The 15,184-nt window shown below is 56.6% G+C and carries 14 protein-coding genes; all 14 read right to left on the minus strand.

Going from position 1 to position 15,184, the window contains the following annotated elements; translation table 11 throughout:
• Window positions 1-41: 41 nt before the first annotated feature.
• On the minus strand, window positions 42-905 hold the full coding sequence (locus tag KVT34_RS08930; RefSeq protein WP_217558219.1) for an RluA family pseudouridine synthase: 864 nt from the start codon (window positions 903-905) through the stop codon (window positions 42-44).
• On the minus strand, window positions 874-1,017 hold the full coding sequence (locus KVT34_RS08935) for a hypothetical protein (protein WP_164977153.1): 144 nt from the start codon (window positions 1,015-1,017) through the stop codon (window positions 874-876). The genes KVT34_RS08930 and KVT34_RS08935 overlap by 32 nt, the downstream gene beginning before the upstream one ends.
• Before the next feature lie 292 nt (window positions 1,018-1,309).
• Window positions 1,310-2,611 carry a glutamate-1-semialdehyde 2,1-aminomutase gene (gene hemL, locus KVT34_RS08940; protein WP_217558221.1) on the minus strand — a complete coding sequence of 434 codons (1,302 nt, stop codon included), beginning with the start codon at window positions 2,609-2,611 and terminating at the stop codon, window positions 1,310-1,312.
• A gap of 421 nt (window positions 2,612-3,032) precedes the next feature.
• A complete protein-coding gene (hemY, locus tag KVT34_RS08945) occupies window positions 3,033-4,523 on the minus strand; it encodes a protoporphyrinogen oxidase (RefSeq protein ID WP_217558222.1) in 1,491 nt (496 codons plus the stop codon).
• 101 nt (window positions 4,524-4,624) lie between these two features.
• Window positions 4,625-5,569, minus strand: coding sequence for a ferrochelatase (gene hemH / locus KVT34_RS08950; RefSeq protein WP_217558223.1), 945 nt, complete (start codon window positions 5,567-5,569; stop codon window positions 4,625-4,627).
• 3 nt (window positions 5,570-5,572) lie between these two features.
• Window positions 5,573-6,637 carry a uroporphyrinogen decarboxylase gene (gene hemE / locus KVT34_RS08955; RefSeq protein WP_217558224.1) on the minus strand — a complete coding sequence of 355 codons (1,065 nt, stop codon included), beginning with the start codon at window positions 6,635-6,637 and terminating at the stop codon, window positions 5,573-5,575.
• A 340-nt stretch (window positions 6,638-6,977) separates the two neighbouring features.
• Window positions 6,978-7,973 (minus strand): porphobilinogen synthase, encoded by a 996-nt coding sequence (hemB, locus tag KVT34_RS08960; protein WP_217558225.1) that lies wholly within the window; start codon window positions 7,971-7,973, stop codon window positions 6,978-6,980.
• 96 nt (window positions 7,974-8,069) lie between these two features.
• Window positions 8,070-9,632, minus strand: coding sequence for a uroporphyrinogen-III C-methyltransferase (gene cobA, locus KVT34_RS08965; RefSeq protein WP_217558226.1), 1,563 nt, complete (start codon window positions 9,630-9,632; stop codon window positions 8,070-8,072).
• Window positions 9,633-9,815: 183 nt separating this feature from the next.
• On the minus strand, window positions 9,816-10,769 hold the full coding sequence (hemC, locus tag KVT34_RS08970; protein ID WP_217558227.1) for a hydroxymethylbilane synthase: 954 nt from the start codon (window positions 10,767-10,769) through the stop codon (window positions 9,816-9,818).
• Between the two features lie 81 nt (window positions 10,770-10,850).
• Window positions 10,851-11,606 (minus strand): precorrin-2 dehydrogenase/sirohydrochlorin ferrochelatase family protein, encoded by a 756-nt coding sequence (locus KVT34_RS08975; protein ID WP_217558229.1) that lies wholly within the window; start codon window positions 11,604-11,606, stop codon window positions 10,851-10,853.
• A complete protein-coding gene (locus tag KVT34_RS08980; RefSeq protein WP_217558231.1) occupies window positions 11,603-12,445 on the minus strand; it encodes a cytochrome c biogenesis protein in 843 nt (280 codons plus the stop codon). Before KVT34_RS08980 ends, KVT34_RS08975 begins: the two co-directional genes overlap by 4 nt.
• 36 nt (window positions 12,446-12,481) lie before the next feature.
• Complete coding sequence (gene hemA, locus KVT34_RS08985; protein ID WP_217558232.1) at window positions 12,482-13,879, minus strand: glutamyl-tRNA reductase; 1,398 nt, start codon at window positions 13,877-13,879, stop codon at window positions 12,482-12,484.
• A 145-nt stretch (window positions 13,880-14,024) separates the two neighbouring features.
• Window positions 14,025-14,558: a hypothetical protein gene (locus KVT34_RS08990; RefSeq protein WP_217558233.1), complete on the minus strand. Its 534-nt coding sequence runs from the start codon at window positions 14,556-14,558 to the stop codon at window positions 14,025-14,027.
• A gap of 141 nt (window positions 14,559-14,699) precedes the next feature.
• On the minus strand, window positions 14,700-15,101 hold the full coding sequence (gene speD / locus KVT34_RS08995; protein WP_016423520.1) for an adenosylmethionine decarboxylase: 402 nt from the start codon (window positions 15,099-15,101) through the stop codon (window positions 14,700-14,702).
• Window positions 15,102-15,184: the final 83 nt, after the last annotated feature.

Genomic DNA, 15,184 nt, shown 5'->3' on the forward strand with positions numbered 1-15,184 from the left:
GTATATGATAGAAGGAGGATGGCATGACTGCATTTTCGCATTTATGCGTTCAAAACGGCAAGAAGCTCACGGAAATCATCCGGATAAGGAGCGTCGACAGCCAGCTCTTCACCGGTGACCGGGTGACGGAATAGAAGGCGCGCGCCGTGCAGCGCCTGCCTTCCGAAAGCGTTCATCCGTCCGCCGTACAGCACATCTCCGAGCAGCGGATGGCCGATATGACTCATATGTACGCGGATCTGATGCGTCCGCCCGGTTTCGAGGCGCAGCTCCAGCAGGGCCGCGTCTCTGAAGCTCTCTACCGTGCGGTAATGCGTCACCGCCGCATCCCCTCCGGGAGACACCCGGCGGCGCGCCCGGTGATGACGGTCTTTGCCGATCGGGGCTGAAATCGTTCCGGCCGGAGGCGCCGGCAGTCCGCCGCAGACGGCCGCGTAAATGCGCCCGATCGCTTTCTCCCGCATCGCTTCATCGAGCAGAAGGTGCGGCAGCTCGTACTTCGCATACAGCACGGCTCCGCTTGTATCCTGATCCAGCCGGTGAATGTGGCGGACGCCGCAGCTTTGGCCCGTGGATTCGTAATAGCCGGCCACCGCGTTCGCCAGTGTTCCTCGCTGCCCCGGCTCCGATGGATGAACCGCCATCCCCGCCGGTTTGTTGACGACAAGCAGGTAGTCGTCTTCGAACAAGACTTGCAGGTCGGTCCACTCCCCTGGCACGGGTGAAGCCTCATCGGGAAACACCTTCAGCAGAACTTTCTTCCCCTGCCGGCGGATTCCGCCTTCTCGTTCCAGCTTGCGCCATAGCTTAAGCGGAACCGGCAGTACCGCGTTGACCTCTTCCCATGCACACGTATCGCCCGGCAGCGCCAGCTCAATCCATTCCCCTTTTCTTCTGCCTGTCACGATAGCGCCCTCCCTTCCGCAGCACGACTGCCAAAACGGCAAGCAGCACGACAAATACGAACACGATAAAGATCAAATCAATCGGAAAATCGAAGAAATAATAGCGTTTCATGCGAATAAACAGCTCCGTTCGTCATCGAAAGTCTTTCCCATTTTATCATCTCCGCCTTTTAAAAGAAAACAAGCAAGTCCGGAACCGTCCCCTCGTTTGTTAAACGCCATCGGCCCGCTTTACGGCAGGAGGAGGTGCAGGCGGCCTCCCAAGGCTCTTTCCCGTAACCGGATGCAAGCATAATCACCGTTCCTTATGTCCGTACAAATGCGCACAAAAAAATCCCCGGTCCTGAAAGACCGGGGAGACACCGTACAGCAGGGCAATCAAAGCAAAACAGAGGAATAAACGCCTACAACCGTTTCAAAGCTTCGCGATTCGCCTCGATAGTCGCTTCGATGTCTTCATCCGTATGGGCGGCCGAAACGAACATGCCCTCGAACTGGGAAGGGGCTACCGAGACACCCAGATCCAGCAGATGACCGAAGTAGCGGTTAAATACCGACAGATCGGACGTTTTGGCCGTGTCGTAATTAACTACCTTCTGCTCAGTGAAGAACGGACACACCATCGACCCGACACGGTTCAGCGTGCTTGGCACGCCGACTTCCTTGGCATTGGCCAGGAAACCTTCCGCCAACCGGGCGGATTTGCGTTCGAGTTCCTCATAGACGCCAGGCTGTCCGAGCAGCTTAAGGGTGGTATATCCCGCCGCCATCGCGAGCGGATTACCCGACAGCGTACCCGCCTGATAGATCGGTCCGCTTGGAGCGATCTGCTCCATGATGTCCTTGCGTCCGCCGTAAGCGCCGACGGGCAGCCCGCCGCCGATTACTTTGCCCAGACAGGTCAGATCCGGCGTCACGCCGTACAATCCCTGCGCGCAGTTAAGATGGACGCGGAAGCCGGTCATCACTTCATCGAAAATAAGCAAGGCGCCGAATTTCGAAGTCACCTCGCGCAATCCTTCCAGGAAACCGGGCAGAGGGGGCACGACGCCCATGTTGCCCGCAATCGGTTCGACGATGACAGCGGCGATATCTTCGCCGAATTTTTCAAACACTACCTTAACGGTCTCCAGATCGTTGTAGGGAACCGTCAGCGTATTTTGCGCGACCGATTCCGGCACGCCCGGACTATCCGGCAGGCCAAGCGTAGCTACACCCGAGCCCGCTTTGATCAGAAGCGCATCGGCGTGGCCGTGATAGCTTCCCTCGAATTTCAAAATTTTGTTGCGCTTGGTGAAACCTCGGGCCAGACGCAGCGCGCTCATCGTCGCTTCCGTACCGGAATTCACCATGCGCACGATATCGATGGAAGGTACGCGCTCCGCGACCAGCTTGGCCATTTCCGTCTCGATCAGCGTAGGCGCTCCGAAGCTCGTTCCTTTTTCCGCCGTCGATTTCACGGCTTCGATCACTTCTGGATGAGCATGGCCGAGAATGAGAGGTCCCCAGGAACCGATATACTCGATATATTCGTTCCCGTCAATGTCGTACACCCGCGAGCCGCTTGCGCGTTCCATGTACATCGGAGTCAGACCGACCGATTTAAAAGCGCGGACCGGGCTGTTCACCCCTCCGGGGATCACTTGTTTAGCTTCGGCAAAAGCAGCCGCGGACTTCGTATCGTTGCGTTTGTGATTCAGTTCCATAATAGCCGGATACCTCCTGGTTTCAGTTATCAGTAAACTTTATCGGGCGGGCACCGTCAGGCGGATGCGGGTAAACCGCGGTCCGCCCCCTCCCGTCTTGACAGAAGCCGGGACGCTTCAAACGAACAAAGGCGGCCCGGCTTCTGCTTGTCAGTAGTTTCTATTATACACGCTTCCGCATTCGATTGCTTTAAGAGGCTCACGGCCTCCGCTGCCGACGCGCCGCGTGCGTTCGCTTCGAGCTTTTGTTCCATTATAGGCAAGCGGCTTCGGTTTCGGCTGCGTTATAGTGCGCAGCGAGCTGTGTGACGTCGACTTCGTCCATAAGCGTCACGTGAGGCGCAGAATTACCTGGCTTTAGCCAAGGCACTCGCGATCGCTTTTGCTTTTACCGCTTCGGCCCCGGCTCCAGTTTCCGCGACTAAACCTTCGCTGCCGCCTTGGTGCCTTCCGCCGAAGCTTTCGCCGCCGATCTGTCGGCCGCGCCCGTCAAGCGATCCGCGGCTTCGAACGCCGCTTCCCGTCCCTGCCGGATGCAGTCCGGCAGTCCCACGCCGTGGAAGCCCGCGCCCGTCACGTACACGCCCGGCATACGCTCGGCTAGATCGCTCCGCAGCTCCCGGACATGATCCAGATGGCCGACCGGATACTGCGGCATCGACCGGTACAGGCGGGTCACTTCGTAGAACAAAGGCTCCGCCGTGATGCCCATCAGTTCCGCCACATCTTTGCGGACTTTCGCCACGATTTCTTCGTCCGTAAGGTGCACCCAGTCTTCCTCGCCCGAGCGGCCGACATAGCAGCGAAGCAGGACGTGACCTTCCGGCGCCGTGTGAAGCCACTTCGTGGACGTCCAGGTGCATGCCGTGATCGAGCGCCCTTCGGATCTCGGGATCAGGAAGCCCGATCCGTCGAATTTGACGTTCACGTCTTTTTCCCGGTACGCGATCACCACGTTCGCGACCGACACGTAATTGATCGCCTTCAGCTTGTCCACGGACGGATGGTCGCCCAGCAGCTCGGCGGAGTGATAGGTCGGCAGGGTCAGAATGACGCTGTCGGCCGTTTCCCGCTGTCCGCCTTCGTATCCGACCTCGTAGAGGTTCCCTTCCTTGCGGAGTTCCGTCACTTTCGTGCCCGTCCGGATTGTAACCCCTTCCTCCCGCAGCACTTCCTCCAGCCGCTCAACCAGCGTCTGCAGGCCGTTCTTGTAGGTCAGGAAGACGGAGTTGCGGCCGGGAGCCGGCAAATTCAAAGCCTCCTGCTGGGATTTCTTGCGATTCGATATCATGCCGTAGATCAGGCTCCGGTACTGCTGCTCCATTTCGCCGAACTGCGGAAAGGTCGATTTCAGGCTGAGCGCATACGTATCGCCCGCATAGATGCCCGCCAGCAGCGGTTCGACGATCTGGTCCAGCACTTCTTTACCCAGTCTCCGGTGAAGGAAATGGCCTAGAGATTCGTCGCTGTCGTCTTCCTTCTTGGGCAGCACGAGATCCATCATCGCACGCGCCTTGCCTTTCGCGGAAACGAGGCCCGTTCTCATAAACGGTTCGATGTCCGTCGGAATGCCGAGCACCAGTCCCGCAGGCATCGGGTGCAGGGTGCCGTCCCGTAAAATGTACGTCTTCTTCGCCTCCGGGTTCGTACCCGTGAGTTCCCCTTCCAGCCCGAGCTCGCGGCTCAGCTCAATGATCGGAAGCTTCCGGGCCAGGAAAGAATCCGGGCCCTTCTCGATGACGAATCCTTCTTTACGCAGAGTATGGATTCTGCCGCCGAGCTTTTCGGCTCCTTCAACCAGGGTAACATCCGCCGTACATCCGGCCTCCTTCAACCGCTTCCGCACGTAATAAGCGGCGGTAAGACCGGTGATGCCTCCGCCGACAACGATTATTTTACGGGCCTCGTTCATAGGGCAACGTCCTTTCCGCCCGGACAGCATCTTAAGGCCGCCCGGATTATAAAATCGCAAAGAGGCGCATCCGAATGTCTGCGCTCCTTTGTCGTCTTACTTTAAGCTTGTTTCGTCAGTTCGCCGTACTGCTTCCATACGGCATCGCTGAGCGTCTGCATATACAGCGGGTCGGTATTAAGCGAATCCGTACGTTCGAGGTGCAGGCCTATTTCCTTGGCGAGCTGCTGCGCCTCGATATCCAGATCGTACAGCACTTCCAGGTGATCCGAAACGAATCCGATCGGGCACACGAGTACGCGCTTCACGTCTTCCTTCGCGAGAGTACGCAGTACATCCAGGATGTCCGGGCCAAGCCATGGGGTAGCCGTCTGCCCCGCGCTCTGCCACGCAAACTGCCAGTTCTCGATGCCGGCTTTGTCCGCGATCGCGCGCGAAGTTTCAAGCAGCTGCTCCGGGTACGGATCGCCCAGCTCGAGAATTTTCTCCGGCAGGCTGTGCGCCGAGAACAGGACGCGGACGGAGGAACGATTCTCCTCTCCGAACTTGCCGAGTGCGCGTTCCACCCGCTCGGTCAGAGCTTGAATCAGCTTCGGATGCAGATGGTAACTGTCGACGAACGTCATGGAAATGCCGTGCTCGGCCGCCTTTTCGCGTGCGCGCTTGTTGTAGCTGCCGATGCTCATCGTCGAATAGTGAGGAGCGAGAACGATGCCCACTCCTTCGGTGATTCCGCTCTGAGCCATTTGTTCAATACCGTCTTCGATAAAGGGATATGCGTGCTTCAAGCCTTGGAAACAGACGAATTCCACGTCGTCATGTTCGGAAGCGAGTGCATTTTGCAGACCCGCTACTTGATTGTCCGTATTTTCCCGCAGCGGAAAAACACCTCCGACAATCGCTTCATAACGGCTGGTCAGCTCATGTAGCTGTTCCGGACTCGGCTTGTTGCCCCTCCGGATATGCGTGTAGTAAGCTTCGATATCCTCCATGCTCTGTGGAGTGCCGTAAGACATCACCAGTACGCCGACTTTCTTCCTGCTCATGGTTCAGACCCCCTTGCCCGCGTTCCGCCCGGCCAGCGCCTCGGCAGAATAGGCGTGTATAAAATCAGTGAGTTCCTTTAATTTATCCAGCGACGCTTCCGGGAACAAGCCATGACCAAGGTTGAAAATGTAACCCAGCTCCGTGATCCCCTGATCGATAATGCGCTTCGCATGCTCCTGAATGACCGGCATCGGCGCCGTAAGCACGTAAGGATCGAGATTTCCCTGGACGGCAAAACGTCCTCCGGTTCTTCTCCGTCCTTCCGAAATGGAGACGCGCCAATCAAGACCGATCACATCCGCCTGGAGATCGCCGAGCAGAGGAAGCAGTTCGCCCGAGCTTACGCCCGGGAAATAAATTTTAGGCTGCTTCAGATCGCCGAGTTCGCGGAAAATCCGCTGGATCGTAGGCAGGACGAACACCCGGAAATCTTCCGGCGCAAGCGCGCCGACCCAGGAATCGAACAGTTGAACCGCTTTCGCCCCTGCCGCGATATGAGCACGCAAATATGTAATGACCATGTCTCCGAGTTTATCCATAAGCGCGTGCCATACTTCCGGATTTCCGTACATGAGTTCTTTCGTGCGAATGTAGCTTTTCGAAGGACGGCCTTCGATCAAGTAGCTTGCAATAGTGAAAGGCGCTCCGGCAAACGTAATGAGCGGAACCGTCAGCTCGCGATCCAAAATCCGGATCGTTTCGATAACATGGGACAAGTCGCCTTCCACGTCGATCGGCTTCAGCTTCATCACATCTTCACGGGAACGGATCGGATTCTCGATCACCGGCCCCACGTTTTTAACAATATCGAATTGAATACCCAGCGACGCTACGGGATTCATAATATCGGAATACAAAATAGCCGCATCCACGCCGAGCTTCTTCACCGGCATCAACGTGACTTCCGCAGCCAGTTCCGGCTGTTCGCATATTTCAAGCAGCGAGTACTTTTCTTTGATCTTGCGGTATTCGGGATCGTAGCGTCCGGCCTGACGCATGTACCACACGGGCAGCCGGTCTACCTCTTGCTTGAGGCAGGCTCGAATAAAACGGTCATTATTTATCACAAGACACCTTCTCCTGACCCTGTCATGATTTGTTACCATTATGCCCTAATTATACCCCGGTCACAACCGCAGCCGCGCTCCGACTTCCGACAAATCTTTGACAAAGCCGCCGGGAGCGTGCTTTTCTCCGAACTCTTACTTCCGTTAACGCCGTTTGAAGCCCGGTTTATCATTTTCAACTCGTACGAATCCCAGGCGCTCGACGCGACACTGCACGGCGGTTTGTCACAGGTACGGTTTCTAGGGCACACAGCTTTCGTCAGTAGTTTCTGATCCTTTTTATCCGGATAAAAAACGCTCCGCAGTTTCCCGGCCGGGCTCCTGCGGAGAAAAGGTTTCATTATACGTTTTTAAGCCAGCGTGCCGCGTCCTTGGCATGGTAGGTCAAAATAATATCGGCTCCCGCGCGCTTAAAACCAAGCAGCGTTTCCAGCACGATTTCTTTTTCATTGATCCAGCCGTTCTGGGCCGCAGCCTTGACCATCGAATATTCCGCGCTTACGTTGTAAGCCACGAGCGGAAGGTCGAAGTTCTGCTTAAGCAGCTGCAGAATGTCCATGTACGCAAGCGCAGGCTTGACCATCAGGAAATCCGCGCCTTCCAGGACGTCGCTCTCAGCTTCGCGAAGAGCTTCGCGGGAGTTGGCCGAATCCATCTGGTAGGTTTTGCGGTCCCCGAACTGAGGCGCCGAATCCACCGCTTCACGGAACGGGCCGTAGTAAGCGGAAGAATATTTGACGGAGTAAGCCATAATCGGCACATGTTCCAAACCTTCCGCATCCAGTCCCGCGCGGATGGCATGCACGTAGCCGTCCATCATGTTGGACGGAGCGATAATGTCCGCGCCGGCCTTCGCCTGGGAAACGGCCGTTTTAACGAGCAGCTCCAGCGATTCGTCGTTGGCGATATCCGTGCAGCCCGTCTCGGGGTTATGATGCACAACGCCGCAGTGACCGGTATCCGTGAACTGGCACAGACAGGTATCGGCAATAATGAGCAGATTCGGGTTAATCTTCTTAATCAGGCGCGACGCCTGCTGGACGATTCCTTCCTCGTGAAAAGCCGACGTTCCGATGGCGTCTTTCGTTTCGGGAACACCGAACAGAAGAATGCCCTGGATGCCCAGCTCGGAAATCTCGCGGATTTCTTCTTCCAGACGATCCAGGGAAAAATGGTAAACGCCCGGCATGGACGGAATTTCGGATTTGATATTGTGACCGGCTTCCACGAAAACCGGCTGAATCAGATCGTTGACGGACAACGCGTTTTCACGCACGAGGTTGCGGATTGCAGCCGAACCGCGCAGACGGCGGTGGCGCACTAACGGGAAACTCATGATAACTTCCTCCTTTTAATCCATATCGGCAGGGCAGCGGGCCCACAAACTTCGAGCCCCGGCCGCTCCCGCCGCATAACGAAAAGTTTATTAGACTCAAGAGCCCGCAGGCTCTCCCGCTTTAACGGACCGGCCTGCGGCAATACTTTCCACGAGGGACGCGATGGTCGCTTCCGGCGGCATATAGGCGGCCGCCAGCTCGTAATGAGCCAGCGTCGCTTCCGTCTTCGGACCTATGCAGGCGATCTCCGTATTTTTCAGCAGGGATACGGGGTCTTGGACCCCGAGCTTCTGAAGCGCTCCGATCAGATTCGTGACCGTCGAGGAGCTCGTGAACGTCGTGATGTGCACCTGCCCTTCCTCCAGCAGCCGGACCACGTCTTCGCCGCCTTCGACTTCGGGGACGTTCTCGTAAACGTCCACTTCGCTAACTTCGAGACCAAGCGAACGCAGGCCTTGCGGAAGCGCGTTGCGGGCGATATCCGCGGTGGGCAGCAGTACGCGCTCTCCCGGGCGGACCGCTTTTCCCAGCTCCGCAAGCAGCTCGTCCGCATGGAACTCCCCGGGAAGCGTCTCGACGAGCAGCCCGCGGGATTCCAGAGCTTCCGCGGTCTTGGGTCCGACTGCCGCGATCCGCACGCCGGCCAGTCCGCGTATATCAAGGCGCAGCTCCCGCATGCGGCGGAAGAAGAACTCCACCCCGTTCGTGCTCGTAAACACGACCCAATTGTAATTCCCGAGTCCGCGGAGCGCTTCGTCCAGCAGACGCTGCGCATCCGGGCTGCTCGGCGGCTGGAGCTTGATCACCGGAAATTCGACCGGCTCCCCTCCAAGCTCCTCGATCATCGCAACGAGTTCGCTGGCTTGGCTCCTTGCCCGCGTAACGAGTACGCGCTTGCCGAAAAGAGGCTTTTTCTCGAACCAGGCCAGCTTCTCGCGCAGTTTGACCACTTCGCCGATGATAATGACGGCCGGTGACTTGAAACCCGCTTCCTGCGCTTTGGCGCTGATGTCGGACAACGTGCCGGTCAGCGTCTGCTGCTCCGTCCATGTGCCCCAGCGGATCAGCGCGACAGGCAGGTCGGCAGGCTTTCCGTGCCGGATCAGCTGCTCGCTGATCTGCTCCAGATTCGCTACGCCCATCAGGAACACGAGCGTGCCGATTCCTTTGGCCAGATGCTCCCAATCGAGCTTCGTGTAAGTCTTGTTCGGATATTCATGCCCGGTTACGATGGCGACCGAAGAAGTGAAATCCCGGTGTGTGACGGGAATGCCTGCATAAGCGGGAACCGCTATGGCGGAAGTAATACCGGGAATGATTTCGAACGGAACTCCATGATCGGCCAGAAGCTCAGCCTCTTCCCCGACACGGCCGAATACGCTCGGGTCGCCGCCTTTCAGACGGGTCACGACCTTGCCCTGGAGGGCCAGATCAACGAGCAGACGATTAATGTCTTCCTGCTTCATCATATGTTTATCCGGGAGCTTTCCTACAAATACCAGCTCCGCATCCGGTTTGCGGTGTTTAAGCAGTCTGGGGCTCGCGAGCCTGTCGTAGACAATCACGTCGGCCCGCTCAATCGCCTGAAGTCCCCGGACCGTAATTAACTTCGGGTCACCGGGTCCTGCGCCCACTAAATAAACTTTCCCTCTCTCCACTCGCCCACTCCCTCTCAGCTGCTTCCGTCTCCCTTGCGGCAAGCCCCCCCACTGTCTCCGGCGGACCTTGCGCCCTTTCTCAACCGGAAGCTTCCCCGCTGTCCGCTATTCTTAGCTTATCGTTAACCGCTGTTTGTAAAAAGATGCCGATAGGCGAAAGCAAGGCGGAATCCGTCCGTCCGCCTATTCGATCTGGCCGCTCTCGTACGCTTCGGCCAGAATGCGGTCCGCGCCGCGGGCGATGAGCTTCTCCGCGGCTTCTCTGCCGAGCGCTTCCGGATCGCTGCCCCGCAGCGTCTCCTTCAGCAGCTCGGCGCCGTCCGGCGAGCCGACCATCGCCGTCAGCGACAGCTCCGTGCCGCCGCCGGTACGCTCGACGATCGCGTACGCGCCGAGAGGCACCTGGCAGCCTCCGTTGAGTCTGCCGAGGAAACTGCGCTCCGCTCTGACCGCGAGCGCCGTATCGTCATCTTGAATCTTGCTCAGCAGATTCAAGACGAATTCGTCGTCCGCCCGGCATTCGATGCACAGCGCGCCCTGCCCGACGGCAGGCACGCACACTTCGGGCGGAACGTAGGCGCTGATGCGATCCTGCCAGCCGATCCGGTGCATACCGGCAGCGGCCAGTACGATCGCATCGAAGCCTTCCGATTCGAGCTTGCGCAGCCTCGAATCGATGTTACCGCGGACCGGCTGGATGCGCAGGTCCGGGCGGCTGTGCTGCAGCTGGCTGGAACGCCGCAGCGAGCTCGTTCCGACGAGCGCGCCCTGGGGCAGCTCGTCCAGCGATTTCTCCCCTTTCGTGATGAGCACATCACGCGGGTCCTGCCGCTTAGGCACCGCCCCGACCATGAGCCCTTCGGGAAGCTCGAACGGCATGTCCTTCATGCTGTGTACGGCAATGTCGATTTCTTTGTCCATCATCGCCTGCTCGATTTCTTTGACGAACAGCCCTTTGCCTCCAACCTTGGACAGCGTCACATCCAGAATCCGGTCCCCTTTGGTCACAATCTTGCGAAGTTCAAACTCGCATTCTATGCCGTATTGCCGGCTCAGTTCCTTTAATTCGTCGATAACCTGATTCGTTTGAGTGAGGGCCAGAGCGCTCTGACGGGTGCCCACGACGATCGTACGCATATGTAATTCCTCCGTTTCTTCTATGAGGCCGTGAAAATGCCGCCTTAATTCAACTGCGGGGCCCGTAGCCGGGTGCCGCCTCTATTGCTGATCCGCTTCCATCCATATCGCGGCAAAAATTTCTTCCGAATCCTGCGCCGCCAGCAGCCTGTCCAGCAGGGATGCTCTCCACGCTTCGTATGTGCCGGCGGTGATACGGTCGAGGACACGCCAGTTCGGAAGCCGCCGGAGCAGCTCATGCCGCAGAGGCATATCGCCGACCCGGCTGCGGGCGAGCTCTCTCAGCTCCGCCAGAAAATCGAGGTAAATCTCGTACTCCGGTCCGTACCTCTCCTGCAGCTCCCGGCCGATTTTAGCCGACAGCGCGGGACTCGCTCCCGATGTCGACACGGCCAGCGTGAGCTTGCCCCGCCTTACGGCGGCCGGCACGATCAGACTTCCGCTGTCCGGCTTGTCCGCCGAGCTTACCAGCTTCCCCGCCGCGTCGGCGTCGGCCCGAACCCGCTCGTTGACCTCCGGATTGTCCGTCGCCGCAAAAACAATGAGATATGGAGAGAGGTCCGGATAGAAGGAGGCCGCCGTGCCCGGCCGGCCCTTATCCGAACCTTCTTTATCTTTTGTGTAACCATAATCCGCTTCTCCGTAGCGTCCGCAGTGCCAGGTTAACCGGCCGGCTTCCGCCCACTTCTCGACGGCCGCGACAGCCCTAGGGCTGATCACCGTAACGAGCGCGCCCGCTTCCAGCAGGGAAGCGATTTTTCTTTCGGCTACGGCTCCGCCGCCTACAACGAGGCAGCGCTTGCCTTCGAGCCGCAGCATCGCCGGATATTCCTTCATCCTCCAACCCCCGTCTGCTGCCAGTTATGAAATCCGGAGAACACGTTGGAAAGGATAAAATTGAGCAGTACGATGCCAAAAGCCGCCAAGTTCCACTTCGCCAGCTTCGGGCCCGACATGCTTAGCGAATGATGCTGGAACAGGTAGAACCCGTACGCGCAAAGCACCAGCAGCGAATTGATGACTTTCGAGTCGAACAGCACGTTGACGTTCTTTTCGATAAGCACCCACACGACTCCCAGAGCCAGCGCCAGCATGAGCAGCGGCGTTCCGATCACGACGCTCACATACGTGTAGCGTTCGATTTTTTCCAGGGAAGGCAGCCTCTTCATCGTATTCGTCCAGCTCTTCTGCTTTAGCTTACGGTGCAGGAACAAATACATGCCCGAGAAAATGGCCGAGATCGTATAGGCCGCATAACTTCCGACAGCGAGAGAGACGTGAATGAACAACAGCTCGTCGTTGACGTTCCAGGAATCAATCATGGGAGAGACATTGGAATCGCTGAAGAAATTTAAGGCCAATACGGCAAGCCCGAATAAATTAACGAAAAAGACCACCAGCTCGATCCGGAAAAACCGGCTCATAATGAGCGATACCGTGACGAGCACCCAGGAAAATAAAAAGAGCGTCTCAAACATGGAGAACACCCATCGTCCCAGGTGTTCATATAAATTGTGGCCCAGATAGGCTGTCTGCAAAACCCATACAAAAGAAAGCAGCCCCGTACCCATCCGTTTCGCACTCCGATTCGCGCGCGCAACATCAGAGAAGTAAAACAGCAGGCTCAGGGCATATAAATAAATTATCGCATCGTACAGAAAGCTGCGAGTGAACACGGCATTTCTCCTTCCTCTATCTCGGAGAACCGGGAATCAGGAGCGTGCAAGCGCCGGCTGCATCGTAAAACCGCCGGTCAGCTCTTCTTTGGCATGCTTCTGGGCAGCCGTCTGGACCGCTTCCGCTTTGGCTTCTCCCAAAGCTTCGGCTTGTGCCTGCTCCGCCATAAGTTCCTCTAAAGCGAACATTTTCGTAAACATTTCAAGCGCCTCGTCGCCCTTCTTCTCGGCAGCCATTTCTTTAATGGCGAGAATCGGGTCTCTCAGCATCTGGTTGACAATGCTTTTGGTTAATTTCCGGATCACTTTTATCTCGCGCTCATCCAGGTCCGGCAGCTTCTTGAACAAGCTGTCCATCGTTTCTTGATGCACCATATTCGCTTTGGCCTGAAGCGCGTGAATAACCGGGCTCACTCCGAGCGTCTTCGTCCACTGGTCGAAAGCCGCAATCTCGGCGCCGATCATTTCCTCGATTTTGACAGCTTCTTTCTTCCGTTCTTTGAGATGGCTGTCCACGATGGCCTCCAGATCGTCGATGTCGTACAGGAAAACGTCCGGAAGATCGCTGATGTCCGGATCAAGGTCGCGCGGAACCGCAATGTCCATCATAAATAACGGACGGGACTTCCGCTTGGGCAGCACGGCTTGAAGCTGCTTCTTCGTCAGCACGTAATCGCTCGATCCCGTGGACGAAATGACGATATCTGCTTCGGCCAGCCGTTCGTAAAGCCTCTCCATCGGATACGCGTGGCCGTTGAACTTGCCGGCCAGTTCCAAAGCCCGCTCATAGGTGCGGTTGACGACGTCAACCCGTTCGGCGCCGCTCGCATACAAGTGCTTCACCGTCAGCTCGCTCATCTTGCCCGCGCCCACGATCAGAATTTTCTTACCCTCGTAGCTTCCGAAAATCCGCTTGCCCAGCTCAACGGCGGCATAGCTGACGGAAACCGGATTTTCTCCGATCGAAGTCTCCGAGTGAGCGCGTTTGGCCATCGTTACGGCCTGTTTGAACAGCGTATTAAATATCGTGCCCGTGGCTCCAAGGCGCTGGGCTTCCAAAAATGCGTCCTTCACTTGCCCCAAAATCTGCGTTTCGCCGATAATCATCGAGTCAAGACCGCTTGCGACACGGAACAAATGCTCAATGGCCCGGTCATGTTCATATATATACAGATGGTTATTGAATTCCGTCCGCGGAATCTCAAACCAGTCTTCCATAAACTTGCGAATGTAGTGCCCGCAAATGTGTACACGATCGACCACGGCGTAGATTTCAGTACGATTGCAAGTGGCCACGACAACACATTCCAGTATGCTTTTTGTCTGCCTCAGCTCCACGAGCGCTTGCGACAACTCTTCCTGTGTAAAAGTAAACTTCTCGCGAATCGCGACGGGAGCTGTCCGGTAATTTAATCCGACGACGACAATATGCATGGGGCACACCTACCTTTCTTTGCAGCTAACAATAATTATTATAACATAGCCGACCGTCGTAACCGACAAATATTTTGACTAAATTTTGAATGCTGCCGGAACCCGCTATGCCTAGTGTGGTCTATGTTTCTTGTAGATATACCGATTATTGGAGCAGCTTTTTTTCAAGCAGTTCTCTTAACGCTTCATCATTTTTCGACACGGCTTCGCTTTGCGAAGTAACGACGCTCCCCGAGGAGGTCATGAGCTTCCCATAGGCCTCGTAAAGCTGAGCGTAGAGCTTCGCGGATTCCTGCAGGACACCCTGCTCCTCCGCTTTCAGAGCGCGCTCCCCGCCTATCTGCAGCCTCAGTATGTACTGCATCAGCTGAGGCAAACTGCCCAGCGTATGCAGCTTCTCGCTTCCTTCCGCAAGTACGAGTCTCTCGTGCGTATAACTGGCCGTGTACAGCGCCTGTTTAAGCGAATCGAGTTCCCGCGTATCGGCCGATCGTGCGGCATCCTGCAGAAATCGGTTCAGCAGCTCGATCTGGAACAAAGAAACCTGGAACAAAAGACGCTCCGCATCCGGCTTATCCGCGCCTTTCGTCACATAGCCGTATAAGCTGGTAAGCGGCCAGGCAACCAGCCCGGCTGCCAGCACAAACAGGATGAGCTTCGATTTGATTCGGCTTCGCACGGTACCTCTCTCCTTCCGGGTCCCCGTTAAGAAGACCCGTACCATTGTATGAGAGGCCTGACAAACAAATAACCACGGAATGCGGACTCCGTGGTTACCTTACTTATATAAACGCTTATCTTGTATACTAAAACAACGAACTTACTTAGCCAATACGGCTTGCTTGATTTCCGGCGTTTCGACTTCAAACTCGCCCATTCCGCGAACCAGTTTCTTGGCATAGACCTTCTCCGGCTTAAGCAGCGAGATCATGTGGTCGATAGCCAATTGAGGATCTACCGTTTCACCGCAAGTGTAACAATCCAGCGCGGCAAAACCTCTCTCAGGGTACGTATGAATGGAAAGATGACTCTCAGACAGCAGTACTAGTACTGTGGCACCTTGTGGCTCAAATTGCTTGGACTGAACAGACATGACCGTTGCTCCACACGCTTCAGCTGCGTCTACCATTTGGGCTTGCAGCCACTCTGCATTGTTCAAAAGTTCAAAATCTACTCCCCAAGTATCTACAGCAACGTGTCTTCCGAAAGTTGAATATTCCATCTTCCGGTTCCCCCTTCCTAGGAATAAAATTGTTCTCGCATTTCATCCGCTAGGACCTACGTCATTCACTTCCCGAGGGAATA

The organism is Paenibacillus sp. GbtcB18, assembly GCF_019091125.1.
GTDB classification, from domain to species: domain Bacteria; phylum Bacillota; class Bacilli; order Paenibacillales; family NBRC-103111; genus Paenibacillus_F; species Paenibacillus_F chitinolyticus.

What these genes read in the sequence shown, in the direction of transcription:
- speD (WP_016423520.1), bottom strand. Translation starts at nt 15,101, where the DNA reads ATGGAATATTCAACTTTCGGAAGACACGTTGCTGTAGATACTTGGGGA.
- KVT34_RS08935 (WP_164977153.1), bottom strand. Translation starts at nt 1,017, where the DNA reads ATGAAACGCTATTATTTCTTCGATTTTCCGATTGATTTGATCTTTATC.
- KVT34_RS08975 (WP_217558229.1), bottom strand. Translation starts at nt 11,606, where the DNA reads ATGAAGGAATATCCGGCGATGCTGCGGCTCGAAGGCAAGCGCTGCCTC.
- hemL (WP_217558221.1), bottom strand. Translation starts at nt 2,611, where the DNA reads ATGGAACTGAATCACAAACGCAACGATACGAAGTCCGCGGCTGCTTTT.
- hemY (WP_217558222.1), bottom strand. Translation starts at nt 4,523, where the DNA reads ATGAACGAGGCCCGTAAAATAATCGTTGTCGGCGGAGGCATCACCGGT.
- hemH (WP_217558223.1), bottom strand. Translation starts at nt 5,569, where the DNA reads ATGAGCAGGAAGAAAGTCGGCGTACTGGTGATGTCTTACGGCACTCCA.
- hemA (WP_217558232.1), bottom strand. Translation starts at nt 13,879, where the DNA reads ATGCATATTGTCGTCGTCGGATTAAATTACCGGACAGCTCCCGTCGCG.
- hemB (WP_217558225.1), bottom strand. Translation starts at nt 7,973, where the DNA reads ATGAGTTTCCCGTTAGTGCGCCACCGCCGTCTGCGCGGTTCGGCTGCA.
- hemC (WP_217558227.1), bottom strand. Translation starts at nt 10,769, where the DNA reads ATGCGTACGATCGTCGTGGGCACCCGTCAGAGCGCTCTGGCCCTCACT.